Source organism: Arthrobacter sulfonylureivorans, from assembly GCF_047607445.1.
Lineage (GTDB): Bacteria > Actinomycetota > Actinomycetes > Actinomycetales > Micrococcaceae > Crystallibacter > Crystallibacter sulfonylureivorans_A.
Map to the genome: position 1 here is coordinate 18,277 of NZ_JBLKRT010000037.1, position 12,661 is coordinate 30,937.

The window sequence follows — 12,661 nt, forward strand, 5'->3', positions numbered from 1 at the left end:
TCAAACTCCTTCTGCTTGATACTGCGCTTCCCAGCGGTCGCGGGAGCGTTTGGTGATTTTCGAGGCCAGGACGTCCACCCAGGAGCGGGTGAACCATCCGGCTCGCATCCACATGAACAGCTCGTTCGGGAAGAACGAGGCTGCTATGAGGAAGTCTTTGGCGTCCACATGCGGAATCCGGGTGGCCCGCTTCACGTCCAACGCGATGAACAGGACGGGGAGCAGGAACCAGAACCAGATCAGCTGCAGGGAGCCCATCAGCGCGTAGCCTACGATCACCGCCACCCACAGGGCCTTCAGCCCGGCGTTGAGCAGGCCCATAAGCTGCTGCCCCCAGTCGCGGATCGTGAGGCGGTTGACGCCAATGTGCAGCAGGTCCTCCACGGTCCCCACCTGCCATTTCATGCGCTGGTTCCACAGGCTCCGCAGATCCTTCATGGAGTCGGTGTAGGCCCGCACGGTGGGGCTCACTTGGCAGTAGAAGCCCAGCTCCCTGATCCGGTAGGTGAGTTCAAAGTCCTCGGTGGCGGAGGTGTAGCACCACGGCCCCTCACGGTCGTCCCGGGCTGCCACCCTGCGCAGCGCCTCGCCGCTGATCGCGCACCCGGTCCCGGCGAGGACGCTGGTGCGGCCCCGCTGCAGCGCGGTGTCGGTCCACGTCGCAAACTCGGCCTTCTGCAACCGGCTGAGGAAGTCGGGGGCCTGCATGGTGAACTTGCTGCTGGAGCCGCCCAGCAGGCAGTCCAGCCACAGCTCCTCCTCCCAGTCCGCGAAGGCGTTGGGCGGCAGCACGGTGTCGGCGTCCAAGCACACCACCACGTCCGAGTCTCGGCCGTATGCGTGCCACGCCCGGTTGAGCGCTTCGCTCTTGCGGTGGGCCAGCTTCGGCAGCTCCATGACGGTGACGGGGTAGGCGCGGGCGATGGCTGCTGTTTCATCCGTGCAGCCGTTGGGTACGACCACTATGCGGTCGGCGGGGCGCGTTTGGTTCAGGGCCGCGGCAATGGTGGCGGCAATGCTGGACGCCTCGTTGTAGGCCGGGATGAGGACCGTTAGGGTCCAGTTTTCGGGCGCGCGGCGGCGCCCCGGGACGGGGTTCATGGTCGGTTGGTGTCCTTGGTCGGTTGGTTAGGGGCGCTGCTGCGCTACTCGGCGGAGGCCCGGCAGGCTTGGGACGCCTCGCCCACCTTCGGGGTCAGCTTCTCCAGATCGGAGGAGAACGTGGTCAGCCGGTTGTTGATGTCCTCAATGGCGGGCACGTCCTGCTCCAGCCCGGCCATACCGGACTCGTAGATCATTTCGGGCAGCGGTTGCATCAGCCCGATGGCCTCGATTGCGTAGTCGAGCGCGTCGATGCAGGCGTCCGGGGTGACTTCCTTGGTGACGGTTTTGGTGACGGGCTCGGCCTCGACGGTGACGGTGGGCCCGGGGACTTTCACCTCCACCTGCTCCGGGGGGCCGCCGGCGGTTGCGGAGCCGAGGATGATGCCGAACAGGCCAGCGCCTACGGGCAGCACCCACGCCTTCTTGTACCAAGGCTTCTTGGGGGGGCTGCTGCGGGCCGTAGCCGTGGGCTTCTGCTGCGGGGACGGGCGGGTGGTAGCTCTGGCTGGTGGGGTAATCGGTGGGGTTGTTCATGGTGTGCTCCTTCAGTTGGTTGATGGTTGGTTGATGGGCGCCCAGCCGTGGGGTCTGTGCGGCCAGGCGCCCGGTCTGTGGGGTCAGATGTGGCAGTCCACGAGGGTAATGGTCTGGTTGGGGTCTGCAGCCTCGGCGTCCTTGATCATCTGCAGCGCCTTAGCGTCCCATTCCTCCTCGCTCATGGCGTCGGAGACGGTAGCGAACCAGCCCATGCGGCCCCGCTCGTACCACTCCCCGTCCTTGACGAGGGCGTGGGTGGCGCCGTGGACGAACGACATATCGACGTCCAGCTCGTACAGCTTGCAGGAGTTGACCTTCTCGCCGTTCTTGGTGACCAGCACGGCCTTGTCCCAGCGCCCGCCGACCTCGTACCAGTCCCACTTGGAGTCCGGGTTGTAGGTGGTCCAGCAGTGGTAGCCGGGCTCGTCGTTGGGGCGGGGGCGCCAGTCCTCCTCGGTGTACGCCTTCAGCAGCTCCAAGTGGCTCCAGCTCTCAGCGGCCAGCTTCTCCATCGTGCTGCCCCGCTCGGCGTAATACTCCTTGGCCCGCTGCACAATGTCGGCCCACTCGTCGGAGCGCTTGCGGCTGATGTACTCGGGCACGGAGCGCTCCTCCCAGTAGCGGTCCAGCTGCTCCTCGATGTTGTCCCCGAGGACGAGGACGGTGAAGTGCGACACGGTGTTGCCTTTCGGTTGGTGGTTGCTTGCGAGTGGGGCCGCCGGGATTCGAACCCGGTCCAGTGCAGGGGGCTTCCGGGGGATTGGATTTGTCTGCGGCTGGTTGCCTATCGGCCCCTTGGCCTAGCGGGTGGCCCTGGCGGGGTTCCAGAACCAGTCCACGCGGCAGGAAACCTGCTCGTGGCGGCTGTCGTTAGGCGTCACTGGCAGCACGCTGACCCAGTAGTACGTCCTGCCGTCGTCTGAGCGGTGACTGAACCGGTACTTCATACCTGCCACTTCCCATGCTCGCCTGCGTGAGCGTGCGGGTGGCCGCAATATGCGTAGGCCGGGTCATCTTCGTTGCCGTCGAACAGTTCGAAATTGCACTGCGCCATCGTCTTGCCTCTCGGTTCGTTGCTTGCGGTGAGTGGGGGTTTGGTTGGGGTGCGCCGCCCCTCCCCCCAGAGGTCTAGCCTTGGCGGCGCACGCCCGGTCTTTGGGTTACAGCACGGACCAGTTGGACCGGTCCAGCAGGCCGAGGCCCTTGGCGTAGACGCCCTCGGACTTCGCCCAGTTGATCAGCTCGCCCATCAGCTTGTTCATCGGCGTCATGTTGCGGACATTCACGTCGTCCACGTTCACGATCTGCCCGTTCGGCAGCGTGGCATGCACGTAGCTGATATCGCAGAACGTCCCCGCCATCGGGATGCGCTCGGTGAGGACGCGGACGCGGCTGATCTTGCCGCCCGCCTCTGCCACCTGCTTCAGCCCCATCCAACCGTTCGCCCGCGAGTAGTCAACTGCCTCGTGATAGGCGGCGCCGTCCACCAGCCCGTTGGACTCAAAAGCCCCGCCGGTGAGGTTGCGGTCGATCGTTGCGGTTGCGTTCTGCATGGGAGTGCCTTTCGGTTGGTTGCTGTATGTGTTTGTGTTACTAAAACAAACTTAGGGCTGGTTTGGAGCTATGGCAACGGCGGAGCGCAGGTTACCCAACATTGCCGCGCTGCTCGATCGTGAACGCGCACTGGTTGAGGATCGCGGTGGCCATCGTGTGGGCGGGCATGCTCTCGGGGTAGGCCATGGACGTGAGCGCCCAGCCGTCGCCCTTGCCCAGCTGCGGCTCGTAGAGGTCGAAGAACAGCTCGGTGTCGCTGGCCATCAGCCGGTGGCGGACGGTGTAGCCCAGCGGCAGCTCCGCGAGGACGAGGCTGAGCACTGCAGCGCCCGCTGCCGTCTGCCGAACCCGGCGAACGTCCTCGCTGCGGAGGAGCTGCTGGCGCTTGGTGTTGAGCTTGGTGGCGTTCATGGGGACTGCCTTTCGGTTGTTGTTTGAATTACTACAACTAACTTAGGGTGAGTTTGGCGCTATGGCAACGGTTACCCAACATTGCCAGCAGCCACATACACGCGCACGATCACCTGCTGCGGCCCGTTCACAGGCTCCCGGCGGTTATCTGGCCCCATGACGTGCTTGTCGTTGTCATCCGGGAACACGCCCGCGTCCACCAGCCCATCCAGAATCGCCTTCGACGTGGGCTGCAGGTTCGACACCTCGCGCCGGTGATTGGTCGGGAAGCGGTAGTAGACGACGACGCGCCCCCGCTCCACTCCCGGCACATTCATTGCCGCGGCATGCGCCCGGGCACGCCAGAACTTGATCCGCTTCACCAGCTCCGGCTGCACCTGCCCGCCCCGCTTGGTCCGCACCGTCGGGTAGCGGTCGTTGGACGAGATGCGGAACTGCTGCCACAGCAGCGGCTCCACGTTGATGCGGATCGTCCGGTGCAACACCACCAGCTCCGCCTCCCCGGCCAGAAACGGGTCCACAGGGCCCTCGTGCGCCCCGATCCAGCTCCCAGTGCCCTCCAACGCTCTCTGGGCCGCGAGAGCGGCGATTGCGGGCTCCTCCGGGGCTGCTGCGCTCCGAGCAGTCGTTGCGCGTGCCTTGGGTTGTGCTGCGGGGTTGCGGTTTGGGGTGTTTGTTGCGGGTGGGGTCCAGCGGACTCCGAGTGCTCGGCTTTTGGCGGGTAGGCGGGCGGGGGTCATGCGACGAGTCCTAGTGGTTTGAGGGCGCGGAGTGCTAGTCGGTTGGCGTGGCCGGGGTGTTGTTTGCTGTGGCGGGGGTTGAGTTCGCGGGTTGCGGCTTCCAGTCGTTTGGCTCCGAGTTCGTTGGGTTCGGGCCAGCGGCGTAGCGCCCATTGGCGGACGGTTTCGGCGTCGTTGTGGGTTTGGAGGTCGCGTTCTGCTGCTGCGGCGCGTGCGCGGGCGAGTTTGGTGTCGGCTTTGGTGGCTTTGATGCGTTCGCGGACGTTGACGGCGGCCTGGTGCTGGTCCACGAGGAGCAGGATCGCGTATTCCTGTTCGGTGGGGACGTAGGACTGGCGGTAGAGCTTGTGGAGCAGTGATGGCGGGTAGTCGCGGTTCGGGTTGCGGGGGATGGGTGTGAGGCCGGGTTTCTTGGGGGTGGTCATGCTGCTGGCTCCGGGGTGAGTCCGCTGGTGTCCATGCACTGCAGTTCGGGGTTCGGGGTGTTGCGTGCTGCAGCGGTTGCGGCCTTGATCATGTCCCTAAAGTTGGCGGGGGGCGGGGTGGGGCGGTTGCAGGTCTTGCACTCCCACTCGTGCAGCTGGGGGTGGCGTTCGCACATGGGGCTGGTGTCCGATCCCAGCGTGGAGGACGGGGTGGGTGGTGCTGGCTGGTGAGTGCCTCGCGCCTTGTGCCAGTGGGGGCCTTGGTGGGAGAGGATGCCCGGGGTTTTGATGGCCGGGTCTGCCGCGGCGTGCAGGAGTGCGAGGGCGACGGTGGCGGTGTCGGCTTGGTGCACTACGCGGCCGAGCGCTGACACGATGCCAGAGACGTGCCAGTCGGGGCGGATGGAGTGGATGAACGTGGCGATCTGCTCGGCTTGTTCTTCGGTCATGGTGGGGGCTGGTGGGAGCTGCACGGCTGGTCCTTCCTCGCCCGCGTTACTTACTGAACGTTGATTGATTTCTTTCTCCATCAACATGAAGAACGGGACGGGCGCGTGTTGATTGTTGTCTGTTGTTTGTTGTCTGTTGTTAGTTGTTCGGAAGCTGCTTCGGATGACCCTTCCGATGCCTCATCAGATGCCCCTTACGATGGGCCATGCGTATGCCTCATCGGATGACTCTTCGGATGCCTCATGCGATGCCCTATCGGATGCCCTATCCGATGCCCTATCGGATGACCCTTCCGATGCCCCTTCCGATGGGGCTTCCCCCGTTTCGATCAGCCGCTCGGCTGCAGCGTGGAACAGATCGGGCACCTGCTCCTCCAGCACGGTCCAGCCTGGGAGCTCTGGACGGGTGGCCATGATGCGTGCCAGCTCCTCAGCCAAAACCCGCGCCAGCACTGGGGAACAGACAGTTTTGAGTGCCTTGGCGACGGCGACGGTGAGCTTGGAGTTGCGCAGCGTTTCGTCGTGCTTGATGAACGTGCGGATCAGGATTTCGAGGCTCTTGCGGTCCACCACAATGAACCGTTTGCGCTCCAATTCCTTCACCGCGGAGTTGAATTTCTTCTCCGTCAGGTTCGATGCGAGGTCCAGAAAGCGGCCCGGAACGAACGGAAGCACGCCCGCAAAGTTGGTCTGCTCGGACGAAACGAACATCCAATAGATGGACTGCGCTTCCAAAGTCAGTGCCCGAAACTCGGGGTCCGACCACACTGCCTTGTAGATTTTGCCGAATGACCCCGCCACTATTTGCTCCCCATGTAGTGATTGGTTTTCCCAATCGCGCATCGTACTGACCAGTAACCTGCACTCCGGCGCCCGCTATTCGTCATAAAGCACCACTCCAGCAACGGCTCCGGGCTCGCTCTGATCGGCCCAGACAGGCACTCGCTCCAGCCCGTAGACGTCGGCTGCGGGGCTGCCGGGCAGCACGTCCTCCCACACGAACCAACCGGTCAGCGCGTTGTCCTCCAGCCGGGCAAGGAAGCGTGCCGTCTCTGCCACGTTCTCCGCCTGCTCCTCCGGCGACAGCCGATCGGGGTTGCTGCGCTCGATGCCCGCCAGCATCTGGTCCCACATCAGGTCGTCGCCAGCGCACCGCAGCAGCTCTTGCACCGCCTCGCTGGCGTCCAAGGTGCCTTCAACGAAATAGCACTCGCCAAGGAATGCTGGGCGCAGCCGGGGGGAGGCATGCTGTACGGTCATCGGTCTTTCTCTCTTGCTTGATGGGTCAGGTTGGCCCGCCCCGAGACGTGCTCGGGACGGGCCGGTGGATGGTGGCCGGAGGCCTAGTCGCTGCACCCTGCACACTCGCCGGTGTCAGCAAGGATCAGCGCGTCACAGGACGGGCAATGGTCATCGCTCTTGGGCTTGACCGGCGGCAACGGCCGCGGGGGCTTCAACGCCGTCATCGAGAACGGCTTGGCAGCCACTACGCGACCGCCTGCAGCTTGCTGCGGTTGTACTTGGCCACCGCGTCGTCAATCTTGTCCGGGTCCAGGCCGGTCCAGTCGGTGCCGTCCGAGAGCAGCACGTAGGGCGCCTGCATGTGGCCCAGCGAGCGGATCGCCTCACGGGTCTGCTCGTTCTCGTCCAGTGAGAGGTCGATGAACTCGTAGGGCACGCCAGCGCGGTCCAGCCGCAGCTTGGTGAACTTGCATCCCTTGCACTGCGCATCCGGCAGGCCGTGAATGACAATCTTGAACTCGGTGGTCATTTCGGGGGTCTCCATGGGTCTAAAGCTTCTTCTCTGCCTCGCGGTCGATGGCCTGCTGCGCAGTCCGGGCGATGTGCGCGCGGTCGGCCTTCCGGGCGCGGGCCTTGGCCTTGTGCTTGGGCCAGCTGGCTGCCTCGCGGGTCATTGCCGTGGTGTTCGTGGTGGAACTCATTGGGGTGCCTCTCTCGGGGTGGGCGGGATTCGTTGCGTGTCGAATCGTCGCCCACCCCGGGGAGGCGTGGGCGGACGCCGGGCTTAGAAAGGCGGCTCGTTGCTGTCGGAGCCATTGCCCCAGCCGCCGGAGTTGCCGCCTGCAGGCGCTCCCCACGGGTCGGAGCCAGCATTGCCGCCCGCAGCGTTCCCGCCGCCCCAGCCGCCGCCCTGCCCGCCGGAGACCCCGTTGGTGTAGCTGCTGCCAGCGTTGCCGCCGCCCCAGCCACCGCCAGCAGACTGCCCGCCGCTGCCGTTGCGCCGGTCCACCTTCGTCACCTTCGCGGTGGCGTAGCGCAGCGTCGGGCCGATCTCATCGACCTCCAGCTCCATCACAGTGCGCTTCTCGCCCTCCTTGGTTTCGTAGGAGCGCGACTTCAGGCGTCCCTGCACCAGCACGTTCATGCCCTTGGTCAGCGTCTCGGCCACGTTCTCCGCGTACTCCCGCCACACTTGGCAGCGGAGGAACAGCGTCTCGCCGTCCTTCCACTCGTTGCTCTGCCGGTCGAAGGTGCGCGGGGTGGACGCCACCGTGAAGTTGGCGACCGCGGACCCGGACGGAGTGAACCGCAGCTCCGGGTCGTTCGTCAGGTTGCCAACGAGAGTGATGATTGTTTCGCCTGCCACTTACTGCTCCTTGTTTGGTTCGACGGGCTGCCCGCCAAGGTGAATCTCTACGTTGCGGCCGCCCAGCATTTCGACCATCCGGCCGAGCATGGACTGCACCCGCCACAGCTCCTGCGCTGCCACCATTTGGGCGCAGACCTGAGCCCGAGCGACGAAGTACATGGCCTGCTCCGGCGTGTCGGCCTGCTCGGCCTGCCGCATCAGCGCCTCGACCTGGTGGCTGTAGGGCGGGGCCTTCTGCTCGCTCACTGCCCGGCCCGTTCTTGCGCCATGATGCGCTCCATTTCTTCCGGCGTCGGCCCGCCGTCCTGCGGGGGCAGTTCGCCGGTGCCCTGATCGGCGTTCTCGAGAACCTCGCCGGGGAACTGGGTGGGCAGCTCGGTGTGCTGCTCCTGCCGGGTCACCTGCGACAGATCGGCGGTCGGCGTGAGGTCGATTCGCAGCGACTCATCCGCGATCAGCGCGTTCTGGATGGTGGTGGACTTGGGCATGTACTTGAAGTTCAGCCGGAGGACTGTTTTGAGCGCCATGGCGTCGAAGTGGTCCACCCACGGCCCGAAAATCTCGCCCGACTTCTTCTTGGCGGTGGCGAACTGGTCGCGGTGGGCTTCGACGTCCTCGCGGCTCATGTAGAGCAGCTTTCCGCGCTCGGAGCCCTTGCGGTAGAAGATCGAGTAGTAGCCGATCACGTCGCCGCGGGCCCCGCGGGTCGGGTACTCGTGCTTGTGGAAGCCGCGCATCGGGTCCGGGATGAAGGTGTCGTTGGCGCACACCATTTCCGCGGTCAGGTAGTCCAGTTCGTTGGAGCGGTTGCCCAGTTCCAGCATGCCCTGATAGCCGATGATGAACTGCGCCTCAAACCGGCGGTTCTTGCCCGACCAGAAGGGCAGGATGTGGGCCTCGCCCAGCGCCCCGATGCCCGGCCGCAGACCGAGCTGGGCGCAGGTCATCAGCGACCCCATCACCGACTCTTGGGAGCATTCCAGCAGCTTCGGGGTCTGCCGGATCACGTTGATGGCGTCCCGCACCAGCTGCGCTGCCTCGCCGCCGCGGGGCATGGCCAGCGCGAACTCGTTTTCCATGCGCATGATGGACGCCTCGGGGCCGTCCGGGGCTACCTGCGCCTGGACCTCCTGCTTCGCTTGCAGGCGTGTGGCCAAATCTCGTGCCATTACTTGCTACCTTCCTTCGGGGTTTGAATCTTCTTGAACCGGAGCACGCGGGCCCGGTACTTGGCGTAGGTTTCCGGGTGGTCCTCAGCAAGTGCCTTGGTGTCCAGCGCCGGGGTCGGCTTCGTGTACTGCTCGGCCAGCTCGGGGTTCTCCTCCTTGAAGCGCTTGGCGGCAAAGGTGCCGTTCTGCTTCAGGTTGGCCAGCTCGGTTTCGCCGTCGTCCTCGTTGATCATCAGCTCGTGGTTGCCGAACAGCAGCCGCACCTCAGCCTCAGCCGTGTCCTTGGCTTCCTCCCAGTGCTTGATCTTGGCTTTGGCGTCCTCGATGCGGTCCCGCAGCTTCAGCACCAGCTCCAACGGCTGGTGGGTTTTGGAGGTCGCCACCACGTCGTTGAACTGGGTTTTGAGCGCCCCGAGCGCGTTCGCGGTCAGCGCGGGCTCGATACGCCGCAGCACGTTCACGGTCCAGAACTCGCGCTCGATTTCGATGAGCTGGTCAATGACCTTCTGGTCGCGCTCCACGCGCCGGATGATCCAGTCCCGGCCGTCCAGCAACCCGACAACGTGGCCGTGGCTGCGGCCGGTTACACCCAGTCCGTGCAATACCTGCAGCTCGGCGTGGTCGGGCACCTGCCCGTCCTCCCAGTCCTCCGACAGCCAGCCGGTGGAGGTCTTGGACTCAAAGATGCCGCCGTCCTCAACCAGCCCGTCCACGGACACCTGCATGAAGGGGTGCTCCTTGGAGCGCATCAGCCCGGCGGAGCGCACCTTCAGCCCCGTGTCCTCCATGAACGCCTGCCGCAGTGCGGGCTCCAGCAGCTTGCCCCAGCGCATCGCGTTGTTGACGCGAATGTCGGGGCGCTCACCGATCTTGTCCAGCCACGTCTCGTAGGCGCTCCCCCACGGGTTCAGGCCCACGATGCTGGAGACGTCAGAGCCGCCGATGCCCTCGCGGCGCATCTGCAGCCAGTCCTCATGCGGAGCGTCAGCCCGGAGGACCAGCGTGGCGTCCGGGCAGGCATAGTTGGCCTTGTAGACGACGGCCGCAGCCGCCTCCTCCGGGGCCTCCGGCAGCGCGGCGGTAGCCAGCGCTCCAGTGGCTTCTAGTTGCTGTTCGGTCATCGGGCCAGTTCTCCTAGTGCTGCAGTGGCGAGGATCATTACGTAGACGAACGCGGCGCCGCCGAGCGCGTAGAGGCCGGTGACAACGTTCTCGCCGCGCTTGGTGAGCTGCAGGCCTTCCAGTTGGCGCCTCATGCCGCTGCCGCCTCTCGGCGTCCGTGCTTCGGGAAGGGCAGGACGATTGCTGCCACCTCGCGGACCTTCGACGCCGCAGTGGGCTTGGCTGCCCGGCGGCCGGTGATTGGTGTGCTCATGGTCGGTTGGTTCCTTTCACGCGCCCCGGGGCACTGCGCCCCGGGGAGATTGGTGGGGGTTAGTTGCTGAGGCCAGCGCGGCTGAGGATCAGCGCCTTCTCGGCGGACCATGCGGAGTCGGCGGCGTAGCGGTGGCGTTCTGGGCTGTAGGGCTGCAGCCAGTTCTGCGACTCAAAGGCATCGCAGTAGCTCTTGGCTTCGCGCAGCGTCTCGAAATTGTGGTGCTGCACCTGCTCGCCGGGAATGCGGACCGGCTGGGACTCGGGCAGCGTGCTGCCGTCTGCAAGGGTTTCTGCGGGCTGGTAGCCGCCGACCTCCACGATCTTGTTGACCGTGAGGGTGTAGAGGCCTGCGCCGCGCTTGAAGATCGTGTAGACCAGCTCCGCGCCGAATGCTTGGCGCTGGTTCAGGCCGTACTCCTTGTTGATGTCCTGGAAGTGGAGCGGAGCGGTTGTGGCGTTGGACATTGTGGGCCTCTCGGTAGGTTTGTTTGACTTGCTGCAACAAAGCTAGGGCACGTTCGTCAAGTAGGGCAAGCGGGGTATCAAGCCGCGCAATGGTTACCGCGCGCACGAAAACGGAGCGGGGGCCCGCGGGGAGGTAGGGTTGGAGGTCGCGGGTCGCGCTTTCCTTGGTCGGTTGGTCGCGGCCCGCTTTACTTGTGCCCGGCTTTTATTGCGTCACGCTGCCGGGCGTATTGCGGCGCCATGTTCGTCAGTGACGAAGATCACGCCCGCGGGGGCGCCCAGGGTTTTTTCGATCGCGGACGCCAGCTCGCTCGTGCAGCTCACCATCCGCCCATTGAGCAAATGGTCCACCGTACTGCGGCTCTTGCCGATCCTCCGCGCCAGCTCCGAACCAGTCATCACCCGGCCGGGGCCCCGTCCAACGTAAGAGCGCAGAGCTTCGGCATTTCGCAATACGGGCATGGTTTTGGGGGCCTTTCGAGAACTGCTGAACGGGGGAGGACTGCTGGTGAAAGGATACCCCGCCACTAGACGTTTTGAGAACAGCCGCGCAATCGTTTCACATTGCAATGCTGGACATTTTGGCCTTCTGTAACCGCGTTTGTACTAGCGCTTGACTAAATATTTGGCGAAAACACGCCGCACTACGACTAGACAATGAGGGGGCTGATGAATAAAGGTGGACTAGACAAGGGCATTGCGACACGATGTGCGATGCACTCACTTTGAACTAGGAGTCCTGACCTCATGCCCGCATCCATCGGCACGCTGATCACCAACCTCCGCGGGACTCGGACCTACGAACAACTAGCCCAGGACTGCGGGGGGCAGCCCACGGCCGGTCGCATCCAGCAGCTCGCGACCAAACCGCAGTCCACCTTCCCGAGCCCCGAATCCATCAAGGGGCTCTCCAAGGGACTGCGCTGCAGCACCACCGCCATCATCAACGCCTGCGCCCACAGCCTCGACCTCGTGGACAACACGGACGTCGCCCCGCTGGTGGCGCTGCTGCCGCCGGGCGCCCAGAATCTCACGCAGGCGCAGGTCAACACCGTGCTCACCGTGATCAGCCAGTTCGTGCACGACAACGAGGTTGAAGCCTCCGCCGTCACGTCCGCGCTGGCGATCATCAAGAAGGAGGAGGCAAATCATGCCTGAGGCGGAGGACGTTGATGAGCTAATCGCAATCATCAACATGGAGGAGTGCTACCGGCGCCGCACCGTCAGGGGCCGTGACCTCAACGACTGGCACCTGCAGCTTGAAGCGTGGCGCCGGATCGGAAACTTTGAGGCCATGCTGCAGCTCCTCGGGGAGATCATCGTCGCCACCGAGCAGCTGGAGCAGTACGACGACCGCGAGCCGCAGCCCTACTGGCACGAGCAGAAGGCGAAGCTGCACCGCAAGCGGCACGAGTACCAGGAGGAGGCCGCAGTCCTCGCCCTGTGGCTCGCGCACTGGCCGCTGGAGCGCGACCGGTTCGATCAGGCCCGCGAGCGGATCGTGGCGCGGCTGGCCGAGCTGCACCGGGAGGCACTGGTCTAACACAAGGTTCCGGCGGCGGGAGGCATGGGGGCCACTTGGCAGTCGGGGGGAGAGGGCTTGAACGGGGCCCTTGAACAGAGAACCCCGTCCGACGATTTCTGGGGGTTGGAATCGACGGACGGGGTTTTCCACAGTAGCTGGTTATGGGAAGTGCCCCCAACACCTTGAAAGGAGCACGGGTGAAGGCGCAGCGGCCTCTTGACAGGCTGGTGGGGTACGTGCGAGTGAGCACGAACACGCAGGAGATTGGGCCGGAGGTGCAGGAGGCGGCGCTGAA

The 12,661-nt window shown here is 64.9% G+C and carries 23 protein-coding genes; 2 read left to right on the plus strand and 21 right to left on the minus strand.

Translation table 11 applies throughout. The features are described from left to right. The 21 genes from ACMX2H_RS16045 to ACMX2H_RS16145 all read right to left on the minus strand — a co-directional run bounded on the left by ACMX2H_RS16045 (position 1) and on the right by ACMX2H_RS16145 (position 11,303). Positions 1–1,101, minus strand: a complete 1,101-nt coding sequence (locus tag ACMX2H_RS16045; protein ID WP_414961862.1) for a glycosyltransferase family 2 protein — start codon at positions 1,099–1,101, stop codon at positions 1–3. Positions 1,102–1,145: 44 nt separating this feature from the next. After that, positions 1,146–1,517, minus strand: a complete 372-nt coding sequence (locus ACMX2H_RS16050; protein WP_414961864.1) for a hypothetical protein — start codon at positions 1,515–1,517, stop codon at positions 1,146–1,148. A gap of 204 nt (positions 1,518–1,721) precedes the next feature. Next, positions 1,722–2,318 carry a hypothetical protein gene (locus ACMX2H_RS16055; RefSeq protein ID WP_414961866.1) on the minus strand — a complete coding sequence of 199 codons (597 nt, stop codon included), beginning with the start codon at positions 2,316–2,318 and terminating at the stop codon, positions 1,722–1,724. Positions 2,319–2,441: 123 nt separating this feature from the next. Beyond that, entirely contained in the window at positions 2,442–2,597 is a 156-nt protein-coding gene (locus ACMX2H_RS16060; protein ID WP_414961867.1) for a hypothetical protein, read from the minus strand. A 204-nt stretch (positions 2,598–2,801) separates the two neighbouring features. Beyond that, complete coding sequence (locus tag ACMX2H_RS16065; protein WP_414961869.1) at positions 2,802–3,194, minus strand: hypothetical protein; 393 nt, start codon at positions 3,192–3,194, stop codon at positions 2,802–2,804. Positions 3,195–3,285: 91 nt separating this feature from the next. Further along, positions 3,286–3,606: a hypothetical protein gene (locus ACMX2H_RS16070; RefSeq protein WP_414961870.1), complete on the minus strand. Its 321-nt coding sequence runs from the start codon at positions 3,604–3,606 to the stop codon at positions 3,286–3,288. Between the two features lie 71 nt (positions 3,607–3,677). Next, positions 3,678–4,127 carry a RusA family crossover junction endodeoxyribonuclease gene (locus tag ACMX2H_RS16075; protein ID WP_414961872.1) on the minus strand — a complete coding sequence of 150 codons (450 nt, stop codon included), beginning with the start codon at positions 4,125–4,127 and terminating at the stop codon, positions 3,678–3,680. A gap of 215 nt (positions 4,128–4,342) precedes the next feature. Next, the gene (locus ACMX2H_RS16080) at positions 4,343–4,771 is read right to left on the minus strand and encodes a hypothetical protein (RefSeq protein ID WP_414961874.1); all 429 of its coding nucleotides are present in this window, start codon (positions 4,769–4,771) and stop codon (positions 4,343–4,345) included. Further along, positions 4,768–5,244, minus strand: coding sequence for a hypothetical protein (locus tag ACMX2H_RS16085; protein WP_414961875.1), 477 nt, complete (start codon positions 5,242–5,244; stop codon positions 4,768–4,770). The genes ACMX2H_RS16080 and ACMX2H_RS16085 overlap by 4 nt, the downstream gene beginning before the upstream one ends. 159 nt (positions 5,245–5,403) lie before the next feature. Then, positions 5,404–6,021 carry a hypothetical protein gene (locus ACMX2H_RS16090; protein WP_414961877.1) on the minus strand — a complete coding sequence of 206 codons (618 nt, stop codon included), beginning with the start codon at positions 6,019–6,021 and terminating at the stop codon, positions 5,404–5,406. A gap of 75 nt (positions 6,022–6,096) precedes the next feature. After that, complete coding sequence (locus ACMX2H_RS16095; RefSeq protein ID WP_414961879.1) at positions 6,097–6,480, minus strand: hypothetical protein; 384 nt, start codon at positions 6,478–6,480, stop codon at positions 6,097–6,099. Positions 6,481–6,706: 226 nt separating this feature from the next. Beyond that, a complete protein-coding gene (locus ACMX2H_RS16100) occupies positions 6,707–7,006 on the minus strand; it encodes a glutaredoxin domain-containing protein (RefSeq protein ID WP_414961880.1) in 300 nt (99 codons plus the stop codon). Between the two features lie 4 nt (positions 7,007–7,010). Further along, complete coding sequence (locus ACMX2H_RS16105; RefSeq protein ID WP_414961881.1) at positions 7,011–7,163, minus strand: hypothetical protein; 153 nt, start codon at positions 7,161–7,163, stop codon at positions 7,011–7,013. An 83-nt stretch (positions 7,164–7,246) separates the two neighbouring features. Further along, positions 7,247–7,828 carry a single-stranded DNA-binding protein gene (locus ACMX2H_RS16110; protein WP_414961883.1) on the minus strand — a complete coding sequence of 194 codons (582 nt, stop codon included), beginning with the start codon at positions 7,826–7,828 and terminating at the stop codon, positions 7,247–7,249. After that, positions 7,829–8,077 (minus strand): hypothetical protein, encoded by a 249-nt coding sequence (locus tag ACMX2H_RS16115; protein ID WP_414961885.1) that lies wholly within the window; start codon positions 8,075–8,077, stop codon positions 7,829–7,831. Further along, a complete protein-coding gene (locus ACMX2H_RS16120) occupies positions 8,074–9,000 on the minus strand; it encodes a recombinase RecT (RefSeq protein ID WP_414961887.1) in 927 nt (308 codons plus the stop codon). Before ACMX2H_RS16120 ends, ACMX2H_RS16115 begins: the two co-directional genes overlap by 4 nt. Further along, positions 9,000–10,121, minus strand: coding sequence for a YqaJ viral recombinase family nuclease (locus ACMX2H_RS16125; RefSeq protein ID WP_414961889.1), 1,122 nt, complete (start codon positions 10,119–10,121; stop codon positions 9,000–9,002). Before ACMX2H_RS16125 ends, ACMX2H_RS16120 begins: the two co-directional genes overlap by 1 nt. After that, a complete protein-coding gene (locus tag ACMX2H_RS16130) occupies positions 10,118–10,255 on the minus strand; it encodes a hypothetical protein (protein WP_414961891.1) in 138 nt (45 codons plus the stop codon). The genes ACMX2H_RS16125 and ACMX2H_RS16130 overlap by 4 nt, the downstream gene beginning before the upstream one ends. Beyond that, positions 10,252–10,374: a hypothetical protein gene (locus ACMX2H_RS16135; protein WP_414961893.1), complete on the minus strand. Its 123-nt coding sequence runs from the start codon at positions 10,372–10,374 to the stop codon at positions 10,252–10,254. Before ACMX2H_RS16135 ends, ACMX2H_RS16130 begins: the two co-directional genes overlap by 4 nt. A gap of 59 nt (positions 10,375–10,433) precedes the next feature. Next, a complete protein-coding gene (locus tag ACMX2H_RS16140; protein WP_414961895.1) occupies positions 10,434–10,841 on the minus strand; it encodes a hypothetical protein in 408 nt (135 codons plus the stop codon). 213 nt (positions 10,842–11,054) lie between these two features. Then, on the minus strand, positions 11,055–11,303 hold the full coding sequence (locus tag ACMX2H_RS16145; RefSeq protein WP_414961897.1) for a helix-turn-helix domain-containing protein: 249 nt from the start codon (positions 11,301–11,303) through the stop codon (positions 11,055–11,057). 285 nt (positions 11,304–11,588) lie between these two features. Here ACMX2H_RS16145 and ACMX2H_RS16150 point away from each other — a divergent pair, with 285 nt between their 5' ends. Both ACMX2H_RS16150 and ACMX2H_RS16155 read left to right on the plus strand, forming a co-directional pair. After that, positions 11,589–11,999, plus strand: coding sequence for a hypothetical protein (locus tag ACMX2H_RS16150; RefSeq protein ID WP_414961899.1), 411 nt, complete (start codon positions 11,589–11,591; stop codon positions 11,997–11,999). Then, positions 11,992–12,384: a hypothetical protein gene (locus ACMX2H_RS16155; protein WP_414961901.1), complete on the plus strand. Its 393-nt coding sequence runs from the start codon at positions 11,992–11,994 to the stop codon at positions 12,382–12,384. Before ACMX2H_RS16150 ends, ACMX2H_RS16155 begins: the two co-directional genes overlap by 8 nt. Positions 12,385–12,661: the final 277 nt, after the last annotated feature.

What these genes read in the sequence shown, in the direction of transcription:
- ACMX2H_RS16140 (WP_414961895.1), bottom strand. Translation starts at nt 10,841, where the DNA reads ATGTCCAACGCCACAACCGCTCCGCTCCACTTCCAGGACATCAACAAG.
- ACMX2H_RS16105 (WP_414961881.1), bottom strand. Translation starts at nt 7,163, where the DNA reads ATGAGTTCCACCACGAACACCACGGCAATGACCCGCGAGGCAGCCAGC.
- ACMX2H_RS16145 (WP_414961897.1), bottom strand. Translation starts at nt 11,303, where the DNA reads ATGCCCGTATTGCGAAATGCCGAAGCTCTGCGCTCTTACGTTGGACGG.
- ACMX2H_RS16070 (WP_414961870.1), bottom strand. Translation starts at nt 3,606, where the DNA reads ATGAACGCCACCAAGCTCAACACCAAGCGCCAGCAGCTCCTCCGCAGC.
- ACMX2H_RS16125 (WP_414961889.1), bottom strand. Translation starts at nt 10,121, where the DNA reads ATGACCGAACAGCAACTAGAAGCCACTGGAGCGCTGGCTACCGCCGCG.
- ACMX2H_RS16130 (WP_414961891.1), bottom strand. Translation starts at nt 10,255, where the DNA reads ATGAGGCGCCAACTGGAAGGCCTGCAGCTCACCAAGCGCGGCGAGAAC.
- ACMX2H_RS16080 (WP_414961874.1), bottom strand. Translation starts at nt 4,771, where the DNA reads ATGACCACCCCCAAGAAACCCGGCCTCACACCCATCCCCCGCAACCCG.
- ACMX2H_RS16120 (WP_414961887.1), bottom strand. Translation starts at nt 9,000, where the DNA reads ATGGCACGAGATTTGGCCACACGCCTGCAAGCGAAGCAGGAGGTCCAG.
- ACMX2H_RS16045 (WP_414961862.1), bottom strand. Translation starts at nt 1,101, where the DNA reads ATGAACCCCGTCCCGGGGCGCCGCCGCGCGCCCGAAAACTGGACCCTA.
- ACMX2H_RS16150 (WP_414961899.1), top strand. Translation starts at nt 11,589, where the DNA reads ATGCCCGCATCCATCGGCACGCTGATCACCAACCTCCGCGGGACTCGG.
- ACMX2H_RS16095 (WP_414961879.1), bottom strand. Translation starts at nt 6,480, where the DNA reads ATGACCGTACAGCATGCCTCCCCCCGGCTGCGCCCAGCATTCCTTGGC.
- ACMX2H_RS16155 (WP_414961901.1), top strand. Translation starts at nt 11,992, where the DNA reads ATGCCTGAGGCGGAGGACGTTGATGAGCTAATCGCAATCATCAACATG.
- ACMX2H_RS16100 (WP_414961880.1), bottom strand. Translation starts at nt 7,006, where the DNA reads ATGGAGACCCCCGAAATGACCACCGAGTTCAAGATTGTCATTCACGGC.
- ACMX2H_RS16065 (WP_414961869.1), bottom strand. Translation starts at nt 3,194, where the DNA reads ATGCAGAACGCAACCGCAACGATCGACCGCAACCTCACCGGCGGGGCT.
- ACMX2H_RS16135 (WP_414961893.1), bottom strand. Translation starts at nt 10,374, where the DNA reads ATGAGCACACCAATCACCGGCCGCCGGGCAGCCAAGCCCACTGCGGCG.